Annotated in this window: 26 protein-coding genes; 14 read left to right on the top strand and 12 right to left on the bottom strand. The window is 61.8% G+C overall.

Translation table 11 applies throughout. From position 1 onward, the window contains the following. Positions 1–4: 4 nt before the first annotated feature. The 9 genes from P0M12_RS20185 to P0M12_RS20145 all read right to left on the bottom strand — a co-directional run bounded on the left by P0M12_RS20185 (position 5) and on the right by P0M12_RS20145 (position 9343). Positions 5–1027 carry an alpha/beta hydrolase gene (locus P0M12_RS20185; RefSeq protein WP_064114018.1) on the bottom strand — a complete coding sequence of 341 codons (1023 nt, stop codon included), beginning with the start codon at positions 1025–1027 and terminating at the stop codon, positions 5–7. Between the two features lie 131 nt (positions 1028–1158). After that, entirely contained in the window at positions 1159–2178 is a 1020-nt protein-coding gene (locus P0M12_RS20180) for an alpha/beta hydrolase (protein WP_064114019.1), read from the bottom strand. A 68-nt stretch (positions 2179–2246) separates the two neighbouring features. Continuing rightward, on the bottom strand, positions 2247–3887 hold the full coding sequence (locus tag P0M12_RS20175; protein WP_065352110.1) for a class I adenylate-forming enzyme family protein: 1641 nt from the start codon (positions 3885–3887) through the stop codon (positions 2247–2249). A 9-nt stretch (positions 3888–3896) separates the two neighbouring features. After that, positions 3897–4601, bottom strand: coding sequence for an ATP-binding cassette domain-containing protein (locus P0M12_RS20170; protein WP_047268870.1), 705 nt, complete (start codon positions 4599–4601; stop codon positions 3897–3899). Between the two features lies 1 nt (position 4602). Continuing rightward, complete coding sequence (locus tag P0M12_RS20165) at positions 4603–5376, bottom strand: ATP-binding cassette domain-containing protein (protein ID WP_007735383.1); 774 nt, start codon at positions 5374–5376, stop codon at positions 4603–4605. Continuing rightward, positions 5373–6401, bottom strand: a complete 1029-nt coding sequence (locus P0M12_RS20160; protein ID WP_039973479.1) for a branched-chain amino acid ABC transporter permease — start codon at positions 6399–6401, stop codon at positions 5373–5375. Before P0M12_RS20160 ends, P0M12_RS20165 begins: the two co-directional genes overlap by 4 nt. Continuing rightward, positions 6401–7276 (bottom strand): branched-chain amino acid ABC transporter permease, encoded by an 876-nt coding sequence (locus P0M12_RS20155; protein WP_003941557.1) that lies wholly within the window; start codon positions 7274–7276, stop codon positions 6401–6403. The genes P0M12_RS20160 and P0M12_RS20155 overlap by 1 nt, the downstream gene beginning before the upstream one ends. Before the next feature lie 15 nt (positions 7277–7291). Then, positions 7292–8476: an ABC transporter substrate-binding protein gene (locus P0M12_RS20150; RefSeq protein WP_277376745.1), complete on the bottom strand. Its 1185-nt coding sequence runs from the start codon at positions 8474–8476 to the stop codon at positions 7292–7294. A gap of 126 nt (positions 8477–8602) precedes the next feature. After that, the gene (locus tag P0M12_RS20145) at positions 8603–9343 is read right to left on the bottom strand and encodes a TetR/AcrR family transcriptional regulator (RefSeq protein ID WP_003941474.1); all 741 of its coding nucleotides are present in this window, start codon (positions 9341–9343) and stop codon (positions 8603–8605) included. 267 nt (positions 9344–9610) lie between these two features. Between P0M12_RS20145 and urtA the strand changes: the two genes are divergently transcribed. The 8 genes from urtA (at position 9611) to P0M12_RS20105 (ending at position 16171) form a co-directional block, all read left to right on the top strand. Further along, complete coding sequence (urtA, locus tag P0M12_RS20140; RefSeq protein WP_007735391.1) at positions 9611–10867, top strand: urea ABC transporter substrate-binding protein; 1257 nt, start codon at positions 9611–9613, stop codon at positions 10865–10867. A gap of 54 nt (positions 10868–10921) precedes the next feature. Continuing rightward, positions 10922–11806, top strand: coding sequence for an urea ABC transporter permease subunit UrtB (urtB, locus tag P0M12_RS20135; RefSeq protein WP_003941514.1), 885 nt, complete (start codon positions 10922–10924; stop codon positions 11804–11806). Then, positions 11803–12909: an urea ABC transporter permease subunit UrtC gene (gene urtC, locus P0M12_RS20130; protein WP_021333894.1), complete on the top strand. Its 1107-nt coding sequence runs from the start codon at positions 11803–11805 to the stop codon at positions 12907–12909. Before urtB ends, urtC begins: the two co-directional genes overlap by 4 nt. After that, the gene (gene urtD, locus P0M12_RS20125; protein ID WP_003941545.1) at positions 12906–13742 is read left to right on the top strand and encodes an urea ABC transporter ATP-binding protein UrtD; all 837 of its coding nucleotides are present in this window, start codon (positions 12906–12908) and stop codon (positions 13740–13742) included. The genes urtC and urtD overlap by 4 nt, the downstream gene beginning before the upstream one ends. 3 nt (positions 13743–13745) lie before the next feature. Further along, entirely contained in the window at positions 13746–14438 is a 693-nt protein-coding gene (urtE, locus tag P0M12_RS20120; protein WP_003941544.1) for an urea ABC transporter ATP-binding subunit UrtE, read from the top strand. 1 nt (position 14439) lies between these two features. Beyond that, positions 14440–15129, top strand: a complete 690-nt coding sequence (locus P0M12_RS20115) for a GntR family transcriptional regulator (protein ID WP_020906727.1) — start codon at positions 14440–14442, stop codon at positions 15127–15129. 205 nt (positions 15130–15334) lie between these two features. Beyond that, positions 15335–15835: a hypothetical protein gene (locus P0M12_RS20110; protein ID WP_064114035.1), complete on the top strand. Its 501-nt coding sequence runs from the start codon at positions 15335–15337 to the stop codon at positions 15833–15835. 114 nt (positions 15836–15949) lie between these two features. Then, the gene (locus P0M12_RS20105; RefSeq protein WP_042923314.1) at positions 15950–16171 is read left to right on the top strand and encodes a hypothetical protein; all 222 of its coding nucleotides are present in this window, start codon (positions 15950–15952) and stop codon (positions 16169–16171) included. Between the two features lie 352 nt (positions 16172–16523). On the opposite strand, the gene P0M12_RS20100 is transcribed toward P0M12_RS20105, so the two are convergent. From P0M12_RS20100 to P0M12_RS20090, 3 genes are read right to left on the bottom strand one after another with little or no spacing between them, the layout of a single operon-like run. Next, positions 16524–17132 carry a signal peptidase I gene (locus P0M12_RS20100; RefSeq protein ID WP_047268865.1) on the bottom strand — a complete coding sequence of 203 codons (609 nt, stop codon included), beginning with the start codon at positions 17130–17132 and terminating at the stop codon, positions 16524–16526. 10 nt (positions 17133–17142) lie between these two features. Further along, complete coding sequence (locus P0M12_RS20095) at positions 17143–17760, bottom strand: hypothetical protein (protein WP_228232510.1); 618 nt, start codon at positions 17758–17760, stop codon at positions 17143–17145. 7 nt (positions 17761–17767) lie between these two features. After that, positions 17768–18397: a SipW-dependent-type signal peptide-containing protein gene (locus tag P0M12_RS20090; protein ID WP_007735401.1), complete on the bottom strand. Its 630-nt coding sequence runs from the start codon at positions 18395–18397 to the stop codon at positions 17768–17770. Positions 18398–18624: 227 nt separating this feature from the next. Here P0M12_RS20090 and P0M12_RS20085 point away from each other — a divergent pair, with 227 nt between their 5' ends. The 6 genes from P0M12_RS20085 (at position 18625) to atzF (ending at position 24783) form a co-directional block, all read left to right on the top strand. Further along, positions 18625–19614, top strand: a complete 990-nt coding sequence (locus tag P0M12_RS20085; protein WP_039973481.1) for an LLM class flavin-dependent oxidoreductase — start codon at positions 18625–18627, stop codon at positions 19612–19614. A 9-nt stretch (positions 19615–19623) separates the two neighbouring features. Then, entirely contained in the window at positions 19624–20844 is a 1221-nt protein-coding gene (locus P0M12_RS20080; protein ID WP_158171044.1) for an MFS transporter, read from the top strand. A 97-nt stretch (positions 20845–20941) separates the two neighbouring features. Further along, positions 20942–21748 carry an SDR family NAD(P)-dependent oxidoreductase gene (locus tag P0M12_RS20075; RefSeq protein ID WP_054186871.1) on the top strand — a complete coding sequence of 269 codons (807 nt, stop codon included), beginning with the start codon at positions 20942–20944 and terminating at the stop codon, positions 21746–21748. Next, positions 21745–22278 (top strand): carboxymuconolactone decarboxylase family protein, encoded by a 534-nt coding sequence (locus P0M12_RS20070; RefSeq protein ID WP_019744457.1) that lies wholly within the window; start codon positions 21745–21747, stop codon positions 22276–22278. The genes P0M12_RS20075 and P0M12_RS20070 overlap by 4 nt, the downstream gene beginning before the upstream one ends. Positions 22279–22354: 76 nt before the next feature. After that, on the top strand, positions 22355–23056 hold the full coding sequence (locus tag P0M12_RS20065) for a GntR family transcriptional regulator (protein WP_019744458.1): 702 nt from the start codon (positions 22355–22357) through the stop codon (positions 23054–23056). Positions 23057–23073: 17 nt separating this feature from the next. Beyond that, positions 23074–24783 (top strand): allophanate hydrolase, encoded by a 1710-nt coding sequence (atzF, locus tag P0M12_RS20060; RefSeq protein WP_277376742.1) that lies wholly within the window; start codon positions 23074–23076, stop codon positions 24781–24783. Positions 24784–24786: the final 3 nt, after the last annotated feature.

Below are 24786 nucleotides of genomic sequence, written 5' to 3'. Positions count from 1 at the left end.
CGCGCTAACGCACGTGGTCGCGTAGGAACGCGACTGTGCGATCGAACGCGATCACCCCGTCGACGGTGTCGAGGTCGAACTGATATTCGTGGTCGAGTGCAGGCTCGTGATCGTCCGGGTAGAACAGTGCATCGACCTCGACGCCCAGATCGGCGAGCCGTTCTGCCATGGGTTTCGACTGGCTGGCGGTCAGTGGGTCGACATTTCCGCCGGTGATGAACGTCGCTGGAAAGTCCGAGGTCACATGACCCAGTGTCGACATCTGACGCACTGCAGTCGACCCGTCGAAGTCCCTCGTTCCGAGGTACCCCCACAGCGATTGCTTGTCGACGCCCCAACCGAAGTACTTCCCCTGTGACAGCAGCGGTTTCAGATCGAAGACCCCACAGTCGAGGACAACTCCGCGTATCTGCTCGGGACGTAATGCCGGCTCCACACCCATTTCCGACGCGTAGTCAGGGCTGGTCATGACGGTCGCCATCTGACTGGACAACTGCGCGCCTGCCGAATCTCCGGCAAGAAAGAGGTTGTTCGAATCGACATGCAACCTGTCCGCATGGCTCACGATAAATCGATACGCGTCGTTCAGCTGATTCACTGCGGTGGGGTAATACGCGTCCGGCCCCAGTGAATAGTCCACCGAAATCACAGTGAAACCTTGATTTGCCAACAGTTTGTAGTAACCGTCGGCATCAGTTCTCGACCCTGATATCCAGCCACCGCCGTGCACCCAGACCACCGTGGGTAGCGCCGAAGTGGACTCCGACGGGTAGTACACGTCGAGTTGTGCATCGTCGTCGCCTTCGCGGTACGACTGATCGAGAATCGAGACGATTCCTGACGGTGCATGCCTGTCGAGTTGTGCGTGAGTCGATTCGGAGCCACCCGCCGACATCCACCGTACGAGGAGAACTCCTGGCCACGGACTGACGAGTGCCGCGGTTACCCCGGACAGCAGAATGACGACGAATACCGCCGCGGTTCCGACAATGCGCCTTCGCCGTCTGTCGGGGGAAGACGCGCGCACAACAACTCCTGGGGTCGGATCGGATTCACCCAGGCTAGACCAAAAGGACTAGTTGAGAATTCCCTGGCAACGCACCCGCGGAGCTTTGTCCACAATGACCATTTTCGCAGTGGTTCACCACAATCCGACATTTAGCCGGTATGAGCCTCGAGAAACTGAACCGTGCGATCGAGCGCAGTGAGACCGTCGGCATTGTCCAGATCGAACTGATACTCGTGCCCGAGCGCCGGAACGTGATCGGCCGGATAGAACAGTGTGTCGACCGCAACTCCCAACCCGGTCAATTTGTCAGCCATCGGTTTCGACTGAGAATCCGTCAACGGATCGGCGTTGCCGCCGCTGATGTAGGCAGGCGGAAATCGATCGGTGACGTAGTTCAAGGTCGACATCTGATCCGCTGCGTCGGTACTCATGAAGTCACGCACGCCGGTATACGCCCAGAGGGACCGATCAACTCCCCAACCGATGATGCCGGGTCCGCCGACCATGTTCCCGACGTCGTAGATTCCACAGTTCAGGATTACTCCACGTAACTGATCCGGCCGCAGCGACGGGACCACGCCCACACGGTTCGCATAGGCGGGATCAGTGATGAGAGTGGCGAGCTGACTCGAGAGTTGCGCTCCCGCAGAATCACCGGCCAGAACGACCGTCGTCGGATCAACATGCAGCCGTTCCGCATTCGCGACGACGTACGCGTGAGCGTCGTTGAGCTGCCGCACTGCCGTCGGATAGTAGTGCTCGGGTCCGAGTGAGTAGTCCAGGGACACAACGGTGTAGCCACGCGAGGCCAGCAACTCGTAGTACGGCGCGTAGTTGGACTTGCTTCCCGAGATCCAGGCACCGCCATGAGTCCAGATCACCGTAGGCAATTCGGTCGTCGTCGCTGCGGGAAAGTAGACATCCAGGTATGCGTCGTCGTCATCGGCGCGGTACTGCTGGTCCTTGATCGAGTCGACGCCTTCGGGCGCGTGCTTCTCGAGCGCCTCGGTGACTTTCACCGCATCACGATCGAAGACCCATCGCACGGTGAGTGCGCCAGGTCTCGGGCTCAGAACGAAGGCCAGAACCACGGCTCCGACGAGAACGAACACAATTGCCAGAGCCCACAGCAAGCGCCTGCGCCACCGATGCGGTGAAGGGTTCGTCATCGGGTTTCCTTCACTCTCGGCACAATGTCCGGATCAGCGTAACGCGAAGCCGGTACCGCCAAGTGCGATCAGCCGAGTTCAGCGATCCGCCTCTGCGCGAGTGCCTTGACTTCACCCTTGGCTACTTTGCCGCCTGCCGCCATCGGCAATTCGGCGACCGTCATCACATACTCGGGTATGTACTCGCGGGTCACTCCTCGGCTCTGCAGCCAGGCGGTCAGATCCTCCGAACTCAGATCGTCATCGGCGGACACGACGACCGCACAGACCTTCTCACCGAACAGCGGATCGTCGACCCCGACCACGGCGACCAACTCCACCGAAGGGTGCGCGCGCACGTACTCCTCGACTTCGACCGCGGAGATGTTCTTGCCGCCACGAATGATGATGTCGGCTTTGCGCCCGACCACACGCACCCGTCCTGTCTCGTCGATCTCGACGATGTCGCCGAGAAGCATCCAACCGTCATCGGTGTACAACTCGTCGTTCGCATCGGTGTCCCCCCAATAGCCCTGACACATCAGCGGTCCGTTCACCCCAGGCTGACCGCGGCGGACGGAGCCGGTCATTTCCTTTGCCGCATCGTCGAATACACGAACTTGCATGCGATCGATGACGTGGCCGCACGTCTTCAGTCGGGTGTCGGAATCGTCCGAAACCGTCGTCACCGAGACGGCGCCGGTTTCGTTCGATCCGTAGAACTGCAGGACAGCCGCTCCGGTACGTTGTTCGAATGCCAGCGCCTCCGAATAGGGCACGGCTTCACCACCGGTGAACATGAAACGAAGTGACGAGAGATCGGCCGATTCCGCGGCCTCCGAACGCAACAGCATCTTGAATTGTGTACTCACACAATTCAAAGCAGTCACCCGTTCGCGCTCGATCAACTCGATCATCACCGAAACGTCGAAGCGTTCCATGACGACATTGCGAGCACCGAGTAGTGCCGGCAGGAAATGCGAAGTCCAGAGGCCGAATCCGAAAGGTGCTGGAACCGCGCCGAGGAACACCTCATCCGAACCGATCGCCGCCGCCTCGGCGGCAATCTCGGAGAAACCAACCCAACGATCCTCGGTTTGTGTGACCAGTTTGGGTAGGCCCGTTGTGCCGGAGGTCGAGTTCAGCATCGAAACGGCTGACGTGACAAAACACGGACTGGTTGCGGGGAACTGCTTTGGCTCGACCGGCAACGAGGTGAGTTCGCCGTTTGCGCTCACGCGTTCGAAACTCACGTCGGCGCGTTCGTCGGCGAAGACGACGTCCAGTCCGGGATGCTCTGCCCGCAGACTCGCCACGAGTTCGGCGGTATCGACGCCGCGCAGCGTGCGAGTGGTGACGAGTACGGAGGCTTCCGAGCGGGCGATCAGATGAGAGATCTCGCGAATGCCCGAGCGCGAACCGATTCCGACGGCGACGCGGCCGGTACGAAATGCTGCGCAGAGAGCCGCATGGAATACAGCGGTGTCGGGGAGCAACACGGCTACATGTCCGTATCCCTCACCAGCTAGATCCAGCGCCGACGCGATCGCATCGGCAGCCGCGTCGTACTGCTTCCACGACACCCTCGATTCCGGAGTGACAAAGGCGGTTTCGTCCGGGATGGTCTCAGACCAATGCCTGACCATTTCGCTGATGCTGACGCCGGCGAAGCGGTCCGGATTCGTGGCGAATTCACCGACGGTGAAGTCGAGTGTCTTCGTTTCAAGCATGATCGTCGATCATCTCCCGTCGGCGCTGAGGACGCCCATCGATTGTTTGTACGCGTTGTCCAGTGTCGCTGCGGAATCGCATTCGCGGACGAGTTCGCCGCGCTGCATGACATATCCGCGGTCGACAACCGATTTCAGTGCAGTAAGTGCCGGTTCCGTCACGATGACGGTCACACCCTCGGCGGCCAGACCCCCGACCAATGCTCGCAGCTCCGCGACGATTTTCGGTGCCAGTCCGGTCATCATCTCGTCGAGTAGCAACACCTTCGGGGTTTCCAGAAGGGCCCGCCCCAGAACCAACATCTGCTGCTCACCACCGCTGAGGACCCCGGCATAACTCTCCGAGCGTTCACGCAGGATCGGGAACCTCTCGAAAGCTGTTTCCACGGCTTCGGCTTTCAATCCCAGCAGGTCTGCGCCCACGCGTAGATTCTCGCGAACGGACATTCGCATGAACAGTTGCCTGCCTTGGGGAACGTAGGCAAATCCGCTGCGGACACGATCCAGTGCCGATAATTTCTGGATCTCTCGACCATCGAATTTCATTGTCCCGGTGGCGGGAACCGAGCCGTAGATGGATCCCGCCAAGCTGGTCTTGCCTGCACCGTTCGGCCCGACGATCGCTGTCACTTCACCGGCGGGAGCGGCAAGGGAGACTTCCCGGACGGCGACAGCGGATCCGTATCGAACTGTGACTCTGTCGAGTTCGAGCATGTCAGGCGCCTTCCTCGTATTCGGAACCGAAATAGACTTCTCGCATCGCGTCGCTGGCCAAGCACTCCTGCGGTGGTCCGTAGAACGCCACTGATCCGAAATTGAGCAGCACGATCTTGGTTGCGAGCGCCGCGATGAGATCGACGTTGTGATCAACCAGGACTACTCCTTTGCCCTGCGCGGCAATCGATCGCACGGCACCGGAGATGGCAGCGATGCCGTCGTGATCCGCGCCGGCAAACGGTTCGTCCAACAGGAGGACTTCGGGTTCGGTCGCCATCGCCCGCGCCACCTCGACCAGACGCTGCGCCCCCAAACTGAGATCCCCGCAAGCACTCTCGACGTCGGTGACCGAGTATCGCGCAGCAATCTCCCGGGCCCGCTGTGCTGTCCGGTCCCAGTTCTCGAAAGGTCCTTTGATCGCCCACCACAGCGAGTGCAGAGGTGAGGTGATCTTGTGCCCGTACAGTCCCGGGATGATGTTGTCGACGGCGTCGAGTTCCGCCGCGAGCTGCGGATGTTGAAACGTGCGCGAGAGCCCTTGCCGTGCACGGCGCTCCGACGGCCCGGTCAAGGGAGCACCCGCGAGCGCGACGGTTCCGGAGTCTGCTTGCTGAGTGCCGAAGATGCAGTCCACCAGTGTGGTCTTGCCTGCCCCGTTCGGGCCGACCAGTCCGATCACCTCTCCCGGTCCGACGCTGAACGAGACATCGTCGACAGCGCGGACGCCGCCGTAGGACTTGTGGAGCCCGCTCACTTCGAGTAGTCGAGTCATCGATTGCCACGCTCCTTGTACAGACGGTTCATTCGACCCAGAACGTTCTGACTCCACCCGATCACCCCACCAGGCGCGACGATGAGGATCACCAGGACGGCTCCGGCAAGCAGGAGTTCGCCACTTCCCTGGTACCCGGGCATGTTCAGCGTCACGATCACCACGATCAATGCACCGAGCGGAGCACCCCACGCCGAACTGCGACCGCCGATGATCGGCATGAAGATCGCAAGGAAAACAATACTGAGAGTGAAGGTTTCAGGAGTGACAGCTTGCACCGACACAGTGAACAGCGATCCGCCGGTCGACGCGATCGCGGCACCGATCGCCAGCGCCACAACGGTCAGGTGCGCAGGATTGACGCCGGAAGACCGTGCGACATTACGATTGTCGCGGGCAGCTTGCAACATCAGCCCCCACACCGATTTCCGGAGTCGATCGACAGCGACCGCGATCAGACACACGAACAAGATCGCGAACACGACCAATGCGTAGCGCGGTGGCTCCCAGCCGAACATCGTCACAGTCTCGACGCCCGAGATCCCGGCCGATCCGCCGGTGAAACTCGGCCCGTCGATCAACCAGTGCTCGAAAGCGATACCGAACAACAAGGTCACCGCGGCAAGGTAGAAGCCGGAGAGTTTCTGCGTTGCCAAGCTGAGGAGTACTGCAACCGCTGCAGCGGCGAGGGCGCCGAGAATCCATCCCCACCACATCGACAACCCGGTCCGAACCGAGATCAGCGCAACGGCATACGCGCCGATCGCCGCATACGCGCTGTACGCCATCGACAGTGATCCCGCGAGCACGAATGGCACGTACATGCCGAGTGCGATCAGCGAATACGTCGCAGCGAGGAACACCAGATCCTGCCGGTACAGACTCGGCCCCATCCACAGCAGCACGGCAGCAACCACGACCACGGTGATCAGCGCTTCTCGTGACAGGGCGAGCATCCTCGTCCGGGAACGGCCGGATGTAGCGGGCGGATTTGACGTCAGCGGACTGGTAGAAAGCGAGGCCATCAGACGCGAACCTTCCTCGAGAGCAAGCCTTCCGGACGGAAAGCGAAGAACACCAGGGCAATCAACAGAATCGCGGTTTGCGCAGCACTCGCACCGAAGTAGTACGGGGCGAATACCTGGACGACGCCCAACACCATTCCGCCGATCAGCGGAGCCCAACTCCGGCCGGTACCACCGATGACGAGTGCGATGAATGCCGTCAGCGTCCAGGACAGACCGCTCGTGAACTGAACACCGGCCTTGGGAGCGAACAGAAGTCCGGCGACGGCGGCGATCACACCCGCGAGGGTGAACGCGATGAGGCGTACCCGATCCACCGGCAAGCCCAGGACGCGGGCGGCATCCGGATTGTCGCCGACGGCGCGAAGCAGACGGCCCGAGGTGGACCGGTTCAGCCACAGTCCGATACCGACGAAGATCACGGCAGTTCCGACGACGAGTACAACGGTCGAACTGTCGACGGTGGCACCGAGCACCGATATCGGATCGAAGTCGAAGATCTTCTGTCCGGGAAGTGGTGTTCGGCCGAAGACCGTGCCGGCGAGCTGCTGGATCCCGAACAGTACTGCGGTCACCGCCACCAACGCCGGTAGTTCCCCACGACCCGAACGCTTCTGAACCTGTTTGACCACAAGCTTTTCCGTCAGGATCGACAGCGCCACCGCTACCGCGATCCCCAGCGGCATGGCAATCCAGAGAGCGAGCCCGTAATTGATCGCGACCCAACTCGACGCCATGGCCGCAGCCATCGCGTACGGGCCCATCGCAAAGTTGAAGAAATCGGCGCCGACCACCACGAGATACATTCCGAGGGCTATCAGTGAGAAGAATGCACCGATCTCGATGGCTGCGAGCCACAGTTGTGCGTCTGTCATGTCAAGGCTCCTCGGTTATCCGCACGGGGGTTGGTAGGAATCCCACGGACGGGCCGGCTTGTTGTCCTCACCGAATTCGACGAGCACCAGTCCGCAGAGGCTGTCCGGAGCCAGGTGATCCTGCGAAGAAAACGACAGTGTCAATCCGTCCTGGCCGAAGCTGGCGGGAAGTGCCGAAACCTGTTGAAGAGCATCACGAACGGCCGTCCGATCTCGGTGGTCGCCGGCAATTTCGATTGCCTCGGCCAACATCATGACGGCGTCGTACGCCTGTGCGTCGTAGGCGGTCAGTTGATAATCAGGCCCCTTCACCGCCTGCACCTTGCGACGCAGTTCGGCGGTTCTCGGGTTGTTCTCACTGAGCGAGCCCATGTACACCATGCCGCTCAACGCCTTCGAGTCCGCCAAAGCCCAAGATGCGGGCTGGTTTCCGATGGAAGCGAGTGAGAAGCGTTGCGTCTGCGGGGTGACCTTCGACAAGGTGTTGTGCGCGAGGATTTCGAAGTGCCCGCCGATACTGGCGACCAGAATCGCGTCCGGTTCGGTTTCCGCGAGACGTGAGACCTGTGCGGTGATGTCCGCGGCATCGACCGGCGCCTTTTCGACGCCCGTCACTCTCGCGCACTTCTCGAGCGCCGGCCGCAGGGTCTTGATGATTCCGTCGATGGACGCACTCGCGTCACCGAGAATTCCCAGGGACTTGTACCCCATCTTCTCGAAAGCCCCGCAGTACACCTGGGCGTACTGCTTCAACGAGTTCGGAATCATGAACGAGAAGTCGTTGTCGGGCGCCGAGGCAAAGGCGTCGCTGAGAACGACCGGAGCTATCGCAGGAATCTTCGACTGCTGGAGAATCGACTTGGCCTGCAGCACCGACCCGCTGCCCGTGGCGAGGATGACCGCACTGGACCCGTGATCGACCAACTTCCGAATGATCGACGGGGTCTTGGTGGGACTGCTCTCGTCGTTCTCGACAACCAATTCGACTTGCTTACCGTTGATTCCGCCCGCCTGGTTGATCAGGTCGACGGTCATCCGCACCGTCTTGCCGGCGATCGTGCTGTACGACGCACCGGGCCCGGTGGAGTCCTCGTCCAAACCGATGACGATGGTGTCTTCGGGAATGACACCGGCAGATGCGCACGCGCTCGCCCCGAGGACCACTGCCGCGCAGACGGCGATCGCCTTTCCGAGTCTCACATCGAACTCCCGTCCAAACTGTGCTTGGTAAATCAAACAAGCGCTTGATTTACGAGTGTGGACAGAAGTATGCACTGGGTCACACTGATAGTCAAAATCCGAACTACACGCGCAGGAACTGCGGTGTTACGGCTTCTGCAGCTGCCGGATCGACGAGCTGAGTTCGCGAATGACGGACTTCAATTCGTCGACATCAGAGCGGAGTTCGGCAAGGTCCGAGTCGGGAGATTCGGTCTGCGCTTCCTTCTTCGCCGTGCGCCGCGCAATGCGTGCCACCGGCTCGCCGTCGACGGAACGTGCGGCAAAGCCGTCCAGGAAAACCGAAATCAGATTGCGCTGCAGATCTTCGGCCAATTCGGAAAGCTGCGGGCGATACTGCGCGACGGTGGACCAGACGGATTCACGCAGGAGACGGTGAAACTGTTCGGGATCGATGTCTTCCCGAAACTCCGCGTCGGCAATTCCGCGAGCGATAGCCGATCGCCAGTAGCTGTGTGCCTTCTGAACCAGGATGGTGATGGGCGCGTCCGCCGGTTGCGACGAAAGTATGGCTTCTCCCTGATAGACCTCCGTGGCATACGGGTGATCCACCGCCGAGGCAAAAGAGACCGACACCATCGTGGCCAGGCGATTTCGAGCCGAACCTTCCGGTTCGATCGAGTCCTCGTACCGGACGTTGAGATCTTCGAGGAACCGGACGACGATCTCGTTGGCTATCGCATCCTTGGAGTCGAAGTAGTGATAGAGGCTGCCGGAGAGGATCCCGACTTCGTCGGCGATGTCTCGCACCGTCGTCGCGGCGATCCCCCGCTCACTGAACAGCTTGGCCGCATGAGCGAGTATTTCGTCCCGTCGGGTCGAGCGCACGAGAAGATCCTTCCGACGTTCCGATCGTCAAGCGAGTGCTTGATCAATTTCTCGTCGATGCTAACACCGCACCCTCGCTGACCTGCGGTGTGAGGTCCTGGACACCCAATCGAAACACCGGACACACACTTGTCACCGACAGTCATTCCACCGCAACAACTTCCACCTACTCTGTGCACTCGACGAATACAGCGTTGTATACGCACTCCGGATACAGATCTGTCAGAGCCATTGCCTGCCAGAGCCATCGACACGAAAGGCCCGTACATGCGAACCTTCTCGAAGCGCACCCTTGCCGCGCCGGCCGCTCTCGCCGCGCTGGGCTTGGTTCTCACCGGCTGCGGAAGCAAGGCAACAGACACCGCATCGGGAGATTCGACGGCTACGTCGTGCGTCGACACCTCGGGGGACACGATCAAGGTCGGTTCCCTGAATTCACTCTCGGGCACCATGGCCATCAGTGAAGTGACGGTCCGCGACTCCATCTCGTTGGCGGTGCAGGAGATCAACGATTCCGGCGGTGTACTGGGTAAGAAGATCCAGATCGTCGCAGAGGACGGCGCGTCGGAGCCGACAGTGTTCGCCGAGAAGGCCGAGAAACTGATCAGCAGCGATTGCGTCGCAGCAGTTTTCGGTGGCTGGACCTCCTCGAGCCGCAAGGCCATGCTGCCCGTGTTCGAGGACAACAACTCTTTGCTCTACTACCCGGTCCAGTACGAGGGACTGGAAGATTCGAAGAACATCTTCTATACGGGCGCAACGACCAACCAGCAGATCATCCCGGCTCTGGATTACCTGAAGGAGAAGGGCGTCAAGTCGCTGTATCTGGTCGGCAGCGACTACGTGTTCCCTCAGACCGCCAACCGCATCATCAAGGCGTACGCGGCAGCGAACGGCATCGAGATCAAGGGCGAGGATTACACGCCTCTGGGTTCGACCGACTTCTCCACCATCGTGAACAAGGTCCGCACAGCCGACGCCGATGCCGTGTTCAACACACTCAACGGCGATTCCAACGTTGCGTTCTTCCGTGAATACTCAAATGTCGGCCTGAAGCCCGCCGACATGCCCGTCGTCTCCGTCTCCATTGCGGAGGAAGAGGTCGGTGGTATCGGAGTCCAGAACGTGGAAGGCCAGCTGACGGCGTGGAACTACTACCAGACCATCGACTCCCCCGAGAACAAGAAGTTCGTCGCGGCGTACAAGGCAAAGTTCGGCCAGGACAAGCCCACGTCCGATCCGATGGAAGCGGCATACACCTCCGTCTATCTCTGGAAGAACACCGTCGAGAAGGCCAACTCGTTTGCGGTCAAGGATATTCAGGACAACGCCGACGGTGTGACCTTCCAGGCGCCCGAAGGACTCGTCACCATCGACGGCGACAACCACCACATCACCAAGACTGCCCGGATCGGCGAAATCCGTTCCGACGGACTGATCTACACGGTCTGGGATTCGGGACAGCCGATCGAGCCGGATCCGTACCTGAAGAACTACCCCTGGGCTGAGGGGCTCGGTAGCTGATCGACGAAAGGCGGAATTGACGGAATCGACGAGTAGAGAGGTGGAGCGTCTGTCATGGATGTTGTGATCGGGCAGTTGTTCACGGGTTTGAGTATCGGATCGATTCTCCTGTTGGCAGCGTTGGGGTTGTCTCTCACGTTCGGGCAGATGGGTGTCATCAACATGGCACACGGCGAGTTCATCATGGCCGGCTCGTACACCGCATACGTAGTGCAGCAGGTGATCTCGAATGCAACGGGATCGTTGATCATTTCTCTGCTCGTCGGTTTCGTCGTCGGCGGACTGATGGGTGTCGTGCTCGAAGTGGTCCTGGTATCGCGGATGTACCACCGACCCCTCGACACGCTGTTGGTGACATTCGGCGTCGGATTGATCCTTCAGCAGTTGGCGCGCGACATCTTCGGCGCGCCGGCAGTCAATGTTTCGGCGCCGAGCTGGCTTTCGGGCGGGGTCGATATTTTCGGCGCCGTGGTGCCGAAAACCCGCATCTTCATTCTGGTGTTGGCGATCGCAGCGGTGATCGCACTTTCGGTCGCACTGAAGCAGTCGTCGATGGGTAGACGCATCCGGGCCGTCGTCCAGAATCGCGATCTGGCCGAGACGAGCGGAATCTCCTCTCGTCGTACGGACATCACGACCTTCTTCCTCGGTTCCGGGCTCGCCGGCGTCGCGGGTGTCGCGTTGACGCTCATCGGTTCCACCAGCCCGACCATCGGCCAGTCCTATCTGATCGACGCCTTCCTGGTTGTTGTCGTCGGCGGTCTCGGTCAGATGAAGGGAGCCGTGATCGCAGCCTTCGCCCTCGGCATCTTGAACTCGTTCATCGAGTACTCGACGACAGCGTCGATCGCGAAGGTGATCGTGTTCGTCATCATCGTCGTCTTCCTTCAAGTTCGGCCGCAGGGCCTGTTCGCAGTCAAGACGAGGAGCCTCGTATGAGCATCCTGAACAATTCCCGAATTCGGGTGTGGGGCGGTTTTGCACTTGCCGCGATCGTGCTGTTCGCCATCGCCCCGGCTGTGCTCTCGGACTTCAGGCTGTCACTGTTGGCCAAATTCCTGTGCTTCGCCATAGTCGCTGTCGGCATCGGCTTGGCTTGGGGCAGAGGCGGAATGCTCACGCTCGGCCAGGGCGTCTTCTTCGGAATCGGCGCATACGTGATGGCGATGCACCTCAAGATCGCCGATGCCGAACTCAAAGGCGACGCGGTCCCGGACTTCATGTCCATCGCCGGCAAGACCGAACTGCCGGGATACTGGCAACCGTTCGCCTCGCCATTCGTGGCGATCTTCGCCATCCTTTTCCTGCCGGCCGCTGTTGCCTTTCTCCTCGGACTCGGTGTGTTCAAGCGGAGAGTCAAGGGCGCGTACTTCGCGATCCTCTCGCAGGCACTCGCCGCGGCTTTCGCGATCCTCTTGATCGGCCAGCAGTCGATCGGTGGCAGCAACGGCCTCAACCGCTTTCGCACGTTCTTCGGTTTTAACCTCAACGATCCGGCGAACAAGCAGATGTTGTTCTTCATCGCCGCCGGAGTTCTTCTCGCATCGGTCGCTCTGATTCGCCAGCTGATGAACTCCCGATACGGCGAACTCCTCGTCGCCGTCCGCGATCAAGAGGAGCGCGTACGTTTCCTCGGATACGATCCGGCGAACATCAAACTGGTCGCCTACGTGACCGCGGCGTTCCTCGCCGGTATCGCCGGCGCGCTGTTCGTTCCGATCGTGGGCATCATTTCCCCCGCCGACGTCGGGATCGTCCCGTCCATCGCTTTCCTCATCGGGGTCGCGATCGGCGGCCGCGCAACGCTTCTCGGTCCGGTACTCGGTGCGATCGGCGTCGCATGGGCACAGTCGACATTCTCGGAGAAACTCCCTTCGGGATGGATCTACGCGCAAGGGCTGATGTTCATCGTCGTGGTCGGATTCTTCCCGGCAGGTGTGGCCGGATTGTTCGCCCTGATGCGCCACCGCAAGAAGCGTGAGACCCCGGCCGACCCACCGGTCAAGGTCTCCCAACCCGAACCAGTGGAGGTGTCGTCATGACCAACACAACCGCCACCAGCGAACCCACACCGGCACTGGGCGGCAACGCCGGAATGTCGTCCGAGTACCTCGAAGTACGAAATCTTTCGGTCAGCTTCGACGGTTTCAAGGCCGTCGACGGCGTCGACTTGACCCTCATGCAGGGCGACCTGAGGTTTCTCATCGGCCCGAACGGGGCTGGAAAGACAACGTTGGTCGACGCCATCACCGGACTCGTTCCCGCGACGGGTTCCATCACGAAGTCCGGCGAGCAACTGCTCGGCAAGAAGGTTCACAAGATCGCCCGCCTCGGCGTCGGGCGAACCTTCCAGACGGCAAGCGTCTTCGAAGAGCTCTCGGTGCTGCAGAATCTCGACATCGCGGCCGGAGCCGGCCGATCACCGTGGAACCTGCTCAGAAAACGCAAAGGTGTGCTTCCCGAGATCGAAGAGGCGCTGGAGACAACCGGGTTGGAGCACCTCAGGGACACCGCCGCAGGCATTCTGGCGCACGGACAGAAGCAGTGGCTCGAAATCGGAATGTTGTTGGTACAGAACTGTTCCGTGCTCCTGCTCGACGAGCCCGTCGCAGGCATGAGCCTCGAGGAGCGCGAGGAGACCGGGAACCTTCTGCGGCGCATCGGCGGTGCGCGAACCGTCGTCGTAGTCGAGCACGACATGGACTTCATGCGATCCTTCGCCACGTCCGTCACAGTGCTCGCCGCTGGGAAAGTGCTTGCCGAAGGAACTGTGGCGGAGGTCCAAGCCGACCCCAAGGTGCAAGAGGTCTACCTCGGCACAGCCGCTGCCGGAACCGATCTCGGCGCCGACACCGAACCGACCCCGGAGGACTGAATCATGCTCGAGCTCGTCGACATCCGCGCCGGCTACGGACGCACCGAAGTGATCCACGGCGTATCCCTGCTGGTTCCCAGCGACGGAGTTGCGGCAGTCATGGGTCACAACGGTGCGGGTAAAACCACCTTGCTGCGCGCCGCCGTCGGTCTGATCAAACCTACACGGGGAAAGGTACTTCTGAACGGTGAGGACATCACCGGTCTACGGCCGAGCGCCCGCGTCGCTCGCGGACTTGCCTACGTACCCCAGGGCCAGCAGTCGTTCGGACAACTGACAACTGCCGAGAATCTTCGGGTGGTCGCCGACGGGCGCAAACGCGGAAAGGCACTCATCGCAGAGGCATTGGATCTGTTTCCCGCACTCACCACGCTCCTCGACCGTCGCGCGGGACTTCTCTCCGGTGGGCAGCGACAACAGCTTGCCATCGCTCGCGCCCTGATCACCGAGCCCAAGATCCTCATTCTGGACGAACCAACCGAGGGCATTCAGCCCAACGTGGTCGCCGAAATCGAAAGAACCGTCATGGAACTCACCGAGCGCGGCGATCTCGGTGTCCTCCTCGTAGAGCAGCACATCGGTTTCGCGCTCCAATCTGCTCAGCATTACAGCATTCTCGCGGCCGGACACGTGACCTCGACCGGTGAGGGCGGCACCACGTCCACCGAGGCGGTTCGTCGAGCGATGGCAATCTGACATGAGTGTGCGGCCGCCGCTGCGCGAACAGGTTTACCGGTCGATCCGAAACGATCTGATGTCCGGTCAGATCGCGCCATCCGAACGACTCGGCGAAGAACGGTTGGCTCATCTCTACGGTGTCTCGCGAACACCGGTGCGCGAAGCGCTCGCGAAGTTGGAATCCGACGGGCTGGTCGAGCGCGACGAACATGGACTCTTTCCGTACCGACCGCACCTCGACGAGTTGGGTGGCCTCTACGAGCTGCGCATACTCCTCGAAGTGCACGGGCTTCGGCGGGTACTAGACGGTGAGGCCCCCGCTCATGATCGAGACGCGCTCGGTTCCGAACTCGACAAGTGGTACGCATTTCTCAAACAGATGCCGGTACCGGACGCCGGCTTCGTGACGCTCGACGAGGAGTTCCACATCGCGCTCCTCGCCTCGTCCGGAAACCACGCGTTGGTCGACGCCTTGCAGGCCGTCAACTCGAAGCTGCGCCCCGTGCGGATGTTCGACTACCTGACTCCCGACCGTATGAAGGCCACCGTGGAGGAACATATCTCCGTCGTCGAACTGGTGCTGGACGGCAAGATTCCGCAAGCACACGAGGCACTGGTGTCGCACATCGACATCTCTCGTGCGGTTGTCCTCGACCGCGCTCGGCAGGCCCTCTCGTTGGCCGCCATGGCCAACGCTGTGCGGAACTGATCAGCGTCGTGTCGCTGACTTCAGGGTGAAGACTTCGGTGACGTGGTCTCTCGTCAGGGGGACCAGCAGATACTCCCCCGCTACGGTTGGCTGCGGGCCGAGTTCAGAACCGGGGACCGTACCCGTTGTGCCGTCCGAGCATTCGACTGCAACTTCGCTCGTGTAGTCCGCGTCAGGAGCAACCTCGCAGGAGAGTCCGGTATCCGTGGTGAAGGCGGAGATGCTCGAATCGGCAGGGCCGTGGATCGCTGTCCCGATTGGATCTGCCGGAGCCGGTGTGCTCGTAGTTGGTGTAGCCGTCGTTGTCGGGGTTGCTGTCGATGTCGGGGTTGCTGTCGATGTCGGGGTTGCTGTCGGTGTCGGCACAGACGCGGTGGTCGTCATCCCTGCAGTGTTCTCAGCTGCCGTGGTCTCAGCTGCCGTGGTCGAAGAAGTCGTCGATGACGGGGGTTCGCTCACCGAAGTAGACGTCGGGCTGACCGCACGCGCAGCAAATCCGGTTGGGAGGCTCAGCGGCGTGACCGGGTATGTCGCGCTGCCAATTCCGCATTGGGCCGTTACAAGATTGAATGTCACGTTTGTGGTGCCCAGTATCTGCGCCCCCAGAATCGCAAAAGCTGCCATCGAAAGACTCACGCTCAGCGTCGATTGCGCCGTTGTTGCCGTGGACGTTCGCGTGCTCACGAGCTTGATGTTCGTGTATTGAATCGTCGCCAAGCCAGCGGCGTTCACAGTGGCGTCCGCCCCTGTTACCGTCACCGATGCGTTCTCGGCAGGCTGTGGAATCGTGAGGACGCGAGATCCCACCGTCACCTGATTCGTGGGGCTACTCGCCGATACCGATGCCCTGTTCGAGGTATCGCACGCAGCCCCTGCCGTAATCGGCGATGCCACAGTGACTATCGGCGCACTGACCAGATCAACCCCCAGTAGAGACAGCAAGTTCACTGTCACGGTCATCGAGGTGAGTGTCGACGTCGCATCGGTATCCGAAACAATTGCCGACTGGCAGCGGCCGCTCGCTGGCTGCCCGACCGAGTAGGCAGCGCACGTCGAGATCGATCCGGTCCGGGACAACGAGTTGACGCCCAGTAGCTTTGCAACCACCAGATTGGTTGTGTCCAGGTCCTTTCCAATCGTGTTCTGTTGTGAGACACCTTCGAACATCGAACTGCCGAAAAGATCTATCACGATTCCGCCACTGGACAACCCGAGCCCGCCGGCGCCTCTGCCGTACCCACTCGTCGTCCATGAACCGGTGGAAATCGGGCCGGTAACGTACTCGGAGTCTGTCCACGCCGCTTCTGTCTCTCCGAGGAGTGGGTGAGACGAGAAACCAGAGCCCAGAACAACCGCAACTGCCAATACGATGACTGAAAACAGGTGGCGACGCTTCATTGTCTACCGCCGTCTGGCGGTAGAAGAACCTGAATGGGTTCGGTTTTCGGGTCGGCCGAGTCGGCATCATCGTCGTCATCGGTATTGCGCGGCCAGAATACCGCGACCACCAAAGCGGCCATGGTCAGCGTGATCGCCCCCAGAACAAGAGGATTCGAGAAGTAGACGATCACCCGCGCCAATCCCGGAACGTGCCAGAGCACCTTTCGGACCCTGGTGACCTCGTATACCGCGGGATCAGCCGAAGCGTTGGCATCACCCTTGAGATCGAGAATCGTGATGCCGTTGTCCTGGGTACGAGCGGAGACGACCCGGTGGGTCACCGGCAGTTCGGACACTCCCCGATCGACGGTGACGACGTCGCCCACCTCGACGGAATCTGCCGGTACTTCCCGCACAACTGCCAGAGATCCGGTCGGAATGGTCGGCGACATCGATCCGGTCTTGAACATGATCAGTGTGATGTCGAAAACGAAGGCACAGATCACCAAAGCGATACAGATGACCCCACCGACTGCAAGAACCTGAAGGATGCAGTCCCCGATGATCGTGGGGATCGAACGCTTCTTCGTCCGGGCATGTGTTGCCCGGGCATGTGTTGGCATTGCAGCTCCTTCAGGGTGTTGCACTGAACTGCCAAGTGGGAGTTGCCGTTTTACCGGTCAGCGCCGAGTTGCTCCAATTAGCCGAGGTTGCGGGCAGCGAAATCTCGAAGCACAGCGCCACCGCGGCGCCCGGGGACGCTCCACCGGTGGGTAGCGCGATGGCCCCGACTGCGGAACCAGTTGAGAGCGACGGAAACACCGTCGCACTTCCCACCACGAATTGTGGTGTTCCCGTGGCGAAGGCTGACGCATCACAGGTCGTCGACTTGACCACCCGATACCGCAGCGCCGACGCCAGAGTGGAGTCGCCGGCAACCGTGGCCGCCTGCAGAGTGACGGATGCTGCCGGCGAGACCGGCACTGTTCGAAGAGATATCGGGCCGTACGAGAACGCACCGGGGCGAATCAGGAGCGCCGAGGGCGTGTACGTGAAAACGCCAGGGGCACTGGATGAATGCGACGACCATCCACCGCCGACGTTCGACTCGATTCCGAATGTTCCGGTGCGAAACGATGCATCGCCCATCGTGCTGTCCACCCAACTGGCGGCCACGGTGGTTGCACCGATACCCAGGACGAGTCCCGAGGCCGCCAGTGCGTACACCTGACGCATTCGCCGTGTGACCACGCAGGCGTCAGGGGGTGGACTGGCCGGTGAACTGCCAGAGCAAGCGCCCGGTGTTCTTGCCCGACACGATCGAAGGGTCGACTCCGGCAGGCAGCGTGACCGCGAAGCACAGTTCCACCGGCACGCCCGTGCCTAGCAAGGTGACATCCGAACCCGAACCTGCCGTCAAGGCCACCGGACTGGCTGTCGTGCCTACCCATGCTGTTCCTGCTCCAATTCCCGCTGCCGTGCAGGTCGTGGAGGGGACACCTCGATACACCGAGTACCGCAGGGCGGGTTTGAGGTCGGTATCACCGCCCGTTGCACCGAGTAGTTGTACCGTCGCGCCGGAAGTGCTGGCCGTGGGACCGATCCGAAGCGCTACCGGCGCGTATACCGTCGTTCCGGGTGAGAGTGCGTCGAATCCCGTGCTGAATTGGAAGTGGCCGGCGGAAGCGTCCACTTGATACTCACCCCAGGTCGTCAGTCCGTCGAAGCTGCCCTGGAGATTCCAACTTCCCGTCTTGAACTGCGCGTCGCCGAAAACGTTGTCTGTCCACGCCGCCAAGGTGACAGCGGCGCCGATACCGAGGACAAGTCCTCCGGCAAGTAATGCACGTACTTTGCGCTTGTTTACAGCCTTCCGATCAGTGGCCATGCTGGTCTCGATTCACTTGGAATGCGAAAGAACCTCCGATTCGGGAAATCTAGCCCCCAATTTCATCCGAAATATCCGAAATGACCGAAATCGAGACAAGAACTTCACGCCTTGTCCGCCTCGCCACCATCCGTGGGCGCTGACCAGGCGGAAATAGGAAAGCCGGCCAGATGGTTGCACCTTCCAACGACGTTTGCGTTCTATTCGCTGAGAAAGGCACCACATTCATGGCCGTCCCACTTTCCATCCTCGATCTCGCCCACATCGGCGACAACGAAACCGCCAAAGACAGCTTCGACGCCAGCGTGACCTTGGCGCAGCGTGCCGAGGAGTGGGGTTACAAGCGAATCTGGTATGCCGAGCACCACAACATGGGTTCCATCGCGTCTTCGGCCACCAGCGTTCTGATCAGCCACGTCGCCGCGCACACCAGCAAAATCCGCCTCGGCGCCGGTGGAATCATGCTGCCCAACCACGCGCCGCTGACGATCGCCGAGCAGTTCGGCACCCTCGAGACTCTGCACCCGGGTCGCATCGATCTCGGTCTCGGTCGCGCGCCCGGTAGTGATCAGAAGACGATGCAGGCTTTGCGACGCGACCCGAGTTCTTCGGACAGCTTCCCGCAGGACGTACTCGAGCTTCAGGGCTACCTCGGCGACACTTCGCGCGTCCCCGGAATCAATGCCGTTCCCGGTAAGGGCACTCACGTTCCGCTCTACATTCTCGGATCGTCATTGTTCGGAGCCAAGCTCGCCGCGATGCTCGGCCTGCCGTATGCATTTGCCTCGCACTTCGCCCCCAACGCCCTGCGCGACGCCGTCGCGATCTATCGACGCGAGTTCAAGCCGTCGGAGCAGTTGGCGGAGCCGTACGTCATCGCGGGCGTCAACGTCATCGCCGCCGACACCCATGAGCAGGCTCAGCAGGACTTCCTCGCGGCCAAGCGTTCGCGCGTCAGCCTTCTTCTCGGACGCGGACGCAAGTTCACGGACGACGAAGCGGACATGCTGCTCGACTCCCCCGCGGGTCAGCAGGTTCTGCAGATGACCAAGTACAGCGCCATCGGCACGCCCACGGAGGTCCGCGCCTACCTCGACGAGTTCACCGAGCATGCACAGGCCGACGAGCTGATCACGGTGTCGACCGGCACCAACCGCGAGGCTTGGTTGCGCACGTTCGAACTCCTCGCCGACGTGAGCGATCTGGTACCCGCCTAAGCTGCCGGTATGGGCGATCCATCCCGTCGCGGGTTCATCTCGGTACTGGCAGTTCTACTTTCGACGGGTTGGGCCGCCAACCACTTTGCTTCGCTCATCCCGGTTCTCCGGGTGGACGAGGGCCTTTCGCATACCGTGCTCGACGGTGTTTTCGGTATCTACGCGCTCGGACTTCTACCCGGCCTGTTGACCGGTGGAGCACTGTCGGATCGCGTCGGCCGAGCTGTAGTCGTCCTGCCCGGAGCGCTCATAGCCTCGCTCGGAACCTTGATTCTTCTTCTCTGGCACGACGCGCCCGGGCTCATGGTCGGGCGCCTCGTTGTCGGTATCGGTGCCGGTCTGGCAATCGGCGCCGGTACCGCGTGGGCGGCTGACCTTCGCGGCAAGTCCGGAACCGTGATGGCGGGCGTAGTACTCACCTCGGGTTTTGCACTGGGACCACTGTTTTCGGGTCTGTTGGCACAATTTGCCGCCTTCCCACTCGCTACGCCCTTTGTCGTCTCGGCCGTCTTGTCGGTGGGTTCGGTTACCGCGGCAGCTGTGTGGAGTCGTACACCTGTTCCCGTAGAAGCCGCGACCATCACACCCGTCCCAGACGGCGCGGAGCGCTCCGTCGCAAATGCGCCAGACGGCGCGGAGCGCTCCGTCGCAAATGCGCTGCTCTGGGCACTTCCGTTGGCGCCGTGGGTGTTCGCCAGCGCAACAGTCTCTTTTGTGACCATGACGGCCAGGCTCGGAGACCGCTACTCCGGCCCTCTCCTTCCGGGTTTCGCGGCGGCGCTGACTCTGGGTGCTGGAATCTTGGTTCAAACCGCTGCGCGCCATCGCAATTGGGGTCCTCAGGCCGGCACGGTCGGCGCCGCACTGGCGGCGCTCGGATACTGCCTGGTCGCCGTCGGCGGCGCACACCCCGCGCTCGGGTTGTTCATCGTCTGCGCGCTCGTCCTCGGTACGGCCTACGGACTGTGTCTGCGTGAGGGACTGCTCGACCTCGAGTCGCTGGCTCCCCCGGCCTCGCGGGGCGCCCTGACCGGGATCTTCTACGTCGGCACCTATCTCGGATTCGGACTGCCGGTGCTACTGGTTGTCATCGAACCCACGATGGGTCCGTCACTGCCGTTGGTGATCCTCGCCGCTGTTGCCGCCGTCGTTGCCGTGGTCCGATTCCGTCGATTGCGGTCGACCCAGGCTTCCTCGTCACATCCGCGTCTCGAAGCCGCATCGGTCTGAACACCCGTTCGGACGGAGTTGGCGGTACTTGCAGTCGCAGCTACCCGGCGGTGTTAGCGTCGGAGGACCAGAAGGTAACTGCGTAGGGACACAGCACATGGGCAAGAGCGAGGCGGGCAAGGCCGAATCGGCCAAGAGCAGTGGCGACGATCTGACGGGTCGGCGCATCCTGATCACCGGCGCTGCCCGCAATATCGGTTCTTCGCTGGCCAGACGCCTGTACGACCGTGGTGCGTCCGTGGGACTGCTCGGCCTCGAGCCGGAACTTCTCGAGCAAGTCGCCACTTCCTGCGGCCGCGCGCCGTGGCAGTTGTGCGACGTCGCCGACCTCGAGCAGGTATCTCGCGGCGTCGACTACATCGCTGAGAAGCTGGGAGGCATCGACGTCGTCGTCGCCAATGCCGGTGTCGAGGCGAACTCGTCGATCCTCGGCGGCGACCCTGCGGACATGCGCCGCGCCGTCGAAGTCAATCTCATGGGCACGTACTACACCCTGCGCGCAGCCGGTCCGCACATCAGTCACGAAAACGGTTACGCCCTGGTGGTCGCCTCGGCTCACGGCGCCGCCAAGCATCCGTTTCGCGGACCGTTCGGTGCTTCGCGCGCCGGCGTCGAAGCCTTGGGTGACGCGTTGCGCTTGGAAATGAAACACCTCGGCACCAAGGTGGGCGTCGCGTATATCGGCGACATCGACACCGATACCACCGCACTGTCGTTCGACGGAGCACGCGGAACCCTCGCCAGCGTCGGCACCACGACCGTCGCTGACGCCGTCGACGCGTTCGAGCGCGGTATCGTCGGCCGGAAGTCACGCGTACACGCGCCCCGCCGCAGCGCCGCGGTTCGCCACATCGCGCAACGAGCTATCGACCTCCGTCCCTCTCACATCCGTGGAGTCGCATGAACCCCCGCATCCCGCCCGGCCGATTCAAAGACCTCGGTCCGATCAACTGGGGAATCTGGCGTGTCCTGTCGAAGGCTGCCGGAGCACCCGATGCGCATCTGTTCAGCACCTTGGGGCGCACGGGTGGACTCTTCCGCGGTTGGCTGCACTACTCCGGCTCACTCATGCCCGGCGGCAAGATCTCTCGCCACGACACCGAACTGATCATCCTGCGGGTCGCGCATCTGCGGGACTGCGGTTACGAGATGGATCACCACATCAGGCTCGGCCGCAAAGCCGGAATCGACGCAGAAGAACTGGCCCGAATCATCGAGGGCCCTGGCGCTTCCGAGTTGAGTCCGCGTCACCGTGCGATCTTGACTGCGGTCGACGAGTTGGTCACCACCAAGGACATCACCGACAACACGTGGGGAACGCTCTCGCAGCATCTCGACGATCGTCGGTTGATCGAATTCACCTTGTTGGTCACTCAGTACGACGGCCTGGCCACCACGATCGGAACCTTGCGGGTTCAGCGCGACTTCTCCTGAAGTTCCGCGGCGGCCGTAACTCAGCTCTAACCCGAAGACATCTGGACGAAACACCTGATCAATAGCGTATACAGGTATGTCGACAGGGATGAATACGGCGCCGGAGCCACTGCGTGAGGTGGTCTACCGGGAACTACGCACCGAACTGGTCAACGGGACTATCGGGTTCGATCAGCGCCTGACGGAACCGAAACTCTCCACGCGTTTCGGCATTTCTCGCACACCAGTACGGGAAGCGTTGACGATGCTGTGCGCCGATGGACTCCTGCGCCGGGAAGAGTACGGGTTCTCCGCCGTGCGCCCGAGTATCCCGCGGATCCGAGATCTGTATGAACTCCGAATCACTCTGGAACTACAGGGAATTACCCGGGCGATCGCAGATCCGACGATCCGGCACGACCGAACAATCCTCGACGACGAATTGGTGCGGTGGCGTGCCCTGGCTCTCGATCCGCCCGCTCAGGAACCGGGGTTCGTCGAACTGGACGAGGAATTCCACGTCGCCGTACTGAGGGCGTCGGGAAACAATGAACTGGTCGCGTCGCTGCTGTCGGTGAATTCCCGTATCCGGCACGTTCGGATGTACGACTTCATGGTCAACGGCCGCATCGACACCTCGATCGCGGAGCACATTCGAATCCTCGAAGAACTACGTGCCGGCAATCTGCCCGAGGCCCGCACGCTTTTGCACCAGCACATCGGCGAGTCTCTCGACGTCGTCCTCGACCGGGTGACCCGCGCGATCACCGCGCTCTCACTCGCCAACATCACGGACTGATCGGAGCAGTACACACCATGACCATCGCAGCAGAAGTTTTCACCCCGACAGCCCGGGTCGAGCAGGCATTCCAGCGGATCGAGGAAGTAGATCGCCCCGAAGTCTGGATCACGTTGCGCCGCAAGGAAGATGTGCTTGCCGATGCCGCTTCGGTCGAAGCCAGAATCGCCGCGGGCGAGCATCTTCCTCTGGCTGGGCGTCTGGTCGCCGTCAAGGACAACGTCGACGTCGCCGGTCTGCCGACCACAGCGGCGTGCCCCGAATTCGCGTATTCGCCGGACGAAACCGCCAGTGCCGTTGCGCGGTTGATCGAGCACGGGGCTGTTGTTCTGGGGAAGACCAATCTGGACCAGTTCGCCACCGGACTGGTCGGAACGCGCAGTCCGTACGGAGCCGTTCGCTGCGCCTGGGACGAAGAGTTGATCTCGGGCGGTAGTAGCTCCGGATCCGCCGTCGCTGTCGCGCTGGGAATTGCAGACATCGGAATCGGCACCGACACCGCCGGTTCCGGCCGGGTGCCGGCAGCGTTCCACGGGATCTACGGACTCAAGCTCTCGCTCGGCGTCATCCCCGCCCACGGAGTAGTGCCCGCCTGCGTCGACTACGACGCTCTGACGGTATTTGCCGACGACCTCGAATCGGCAACCGCGGCAGCGGCAATCATGATCGGCCACGAACCTCGGGATCCCCGCAGCCGCGTCTGGCCTTCCGACGTTCGTCTCGCGGCGGCGCCGAATCCCCGCGTCGCCGTCCCCCGAATCGAGGATCTCACTCAACTGAGCCCGTCGTATACAGCAGCATTTCAGGACACTGTGGCAGCTCTGGTAGCCGGCGGCGCCGAGACCGAGACCGTCGACATATCCGGACTGCTCGACGCGGCCCGATTGCTCTACGACGGCGCCGTAGTGGCGCAGCGGTACGCCGCTGCCGGCGAGTTCCTCGAAACTCGTCCTGCCGGAGCAGATCCCGCGGTGTCCGACATCGTGCTCGGTGCGAAGCACCCCACCGGATACCAGCTAGTCGACGATCTCGATGCTCTCACCCGCGCCAAGGCTGCCGCCCGGGAACTCCTCGCCGGGTTCGACGCCCTACTGCTTCCCACCACCACCGAACACCCGACGATTGCCGCCGTGACCGAGGATCCGTTCGGAATCAACCGCCGGATGGGAACTTTCACCAACTTCTGCAACCTGCTCGACATGGCGGCCGTCGCGGCGCCCGGACACCGCACTGCCGAAGATCACCCGTTCGGCGTCATGTTCGTCGTACCCGCTTTCGACGACCAGATCGCCATCGACCTCGCTGCGCGACTCGGCGGTGCGCCTTCACCCACCCTCGTCGATACCGGAATCGACCTCGCAGTATTCGGCGCTCACCTGCGCGGGCAACCCCTCAACACACAGTTGGTCGACCTCGGCGCGCGGTACGTCGAAACCGTCACGACCTCGGATGCCTACCGGCTCTTCGCTCTCGACACGACGCCACCGAAGCCCGGCCTGGTACGCCGTGGCCCTGGACTCGGCGCACCGGTCGTCGGCGAGATCTTCCGAATCTCACCGGCCGGGCTGGGAACGTTCCTCGCCGCCTTGCCTGCACCGATGGCGCTCACGAGCGTCGAGTTATCCGACGGCAGAACGACAGTCGGTTTCAGCTGCACTCATGACGCCGTAAACGGCGCAGCTGACATCACCGACTACGGCGGTTGGGCCGCGTACCTCTCTCGCTGACAG

It is taken from the genome of Rhodococcus sp. RCBS9 (assembly GCF_029457415.1).
Taxonomy (GTDB): Bacteria; Actinomycetota; Actinomycetes; order Mycobacteriales; family Mycobacteriaceae; genus Rhodococcus_F; species Rhodococcus_F qingshengii.
This window is presented reverse-complemented; position numbering and strand designations above follow the sequence as displayed.

Excerpts from the sequence above, each read along its gene's own strand:
- P0M12_RS20180 (WP_064114019.1), bottom strand. The coding sequence starts at position 2,178 with ATGACGAACCCTTCACCGCATCGGTGGCGCAGGCGCTTGCTGTGGGCT.
- P0M12_RS20175 (WP_065352110.1), bottom strand. The coding sequence starts at position 3,887 with ATGCTTGAAACGAAGACACTCGACTTCACCGTCGGTGAATTCGCCACG.
- P0M12_RS20170 (WP_047268870.1), bottom strand. The coding sequence starts at position 4,601 with ATGCTCGAACTCGACAGAGTCACAGTTCGATACGGATCCGCTGTCGCC.
- P0M12_RS20165 (WP_007735383.1), bottom strand. The coding sequence starts at position 5,376 with ATGACTCGACTACTCGAAGTGAGCGGGCTCCACAAGTCCTACGGCGGC.
- P0M12_RS20160 (WP_039973479.1), bottom strand. The coding sequence starts at position 6,401 with ATGGCCTCGCTTTCTACCAGTCCGCTGACGTCAAATCCGCCCGCTACA.
- P0M12_RS20155 (WP_003941557.1), bottom strand. The coding sequence starts at position 7,276 with ATGACAGACGCACAACTGTGGCTCGCAGCCATCGAGATCGGTGCATTC.
- urtA (WP_007735391.1), top strand. The coding sequence starts at position 9,611 with ATGCGAACCTTCTCGAAGCGCACCCTTGCCGCGCCGGCCGCTCTCGCC.
- urtB (WP_003941514.1), top strand. The coding sequence starts at position 10,922 with ATGGATGTTGTGATCGGGCAGTTGTTCACGGGTTTGAGTATCGGATCG.
- urtC (WP_021333894.1), top strand. The coding sequence starts at position 11,803 with ATGAGCATCCTGAACAATTCCCGAATTCGGGTGTGGGGCGGTTTTGCA.
- urtD (WP_003941545.1), top strand. The coding sequence starts at position 12,906 with ATGACCAACACAACCGCCACCAGCGAACCCACACCGGCACTGGGCGGC.
- urtE (WP_003941544.1), top strand. The coding sequence starts at position 13,746 with ATGCTCGAGCTCGTCGACATCCGCGCCGGCTACGGACGCACCGAAGTG.
- P0M12_RS20115 (WP_020906727.1), top strand. The coding sequence starts at position 14,440 with ATGAGTGTGCGGCCGCCGCTGCGCGAACAGGTTTACCGGTCGATCCGA.
- P0M12_RS20100 (WP_047268865.1), bottom strand. The coding sequence starts at position 17,132 with ATGCCAACACATGCCCGGGCAACACATGCCCGGACGAAGAAGCGTTCG.
- P0M12_RS20090 (WP_007735401.1), bottom strand. The coding sequence starts at position 18,397 with ATGGCCACTGATCGGAAGGCTGTAAACAAGCGCAAAGTACGTGCATTA.
- P0M12_RS20085 (WP_039973481.1), top strand. The coding sequence starts at position 18,625 with ATGGCCGTCCCACTTTCCATCCTCGATCTCGCCCACATCGGCGACAAC.
- P0M12_RS20080 (WP_158171044.1), top strand. The coding sequence starts at position 19,624 with ATGGGCGATCCATCCCGTCGCGGGTTCATCTCGGTACTGGCAGTTCTA.
- P0M12_RS20075 (WP_054186871.1), top strand. The coding sequence starts at position 20,942 with ATGGGCAAGAGCGAGGCGGGCAAGGCCGAATCGGCCAAGAGCAGTGGC.
- P0M12_RS20070 (WP_019744457.1), top strand. The coding sequence starts at position 21,745 with ATGAACCCCCGCATCCCGCCCGGCCGATTCAAAGACCTCGGTCCGATC.
- P0M12_RS20065 (WP_019744458.1), top strand. The coding sequence starts at position 22,355 with ATGTCGACAGGGATGAATACGGCGCCGGAGCCACTGCGTGAGGTGGTC.
- atzF (WP_277376742.1), top strand. The coding sequence starts at position 23,074 with ATGACCATCGCAGCAGAAGTTTTCACCCCGACAGCCCGGGTCGAGCAG.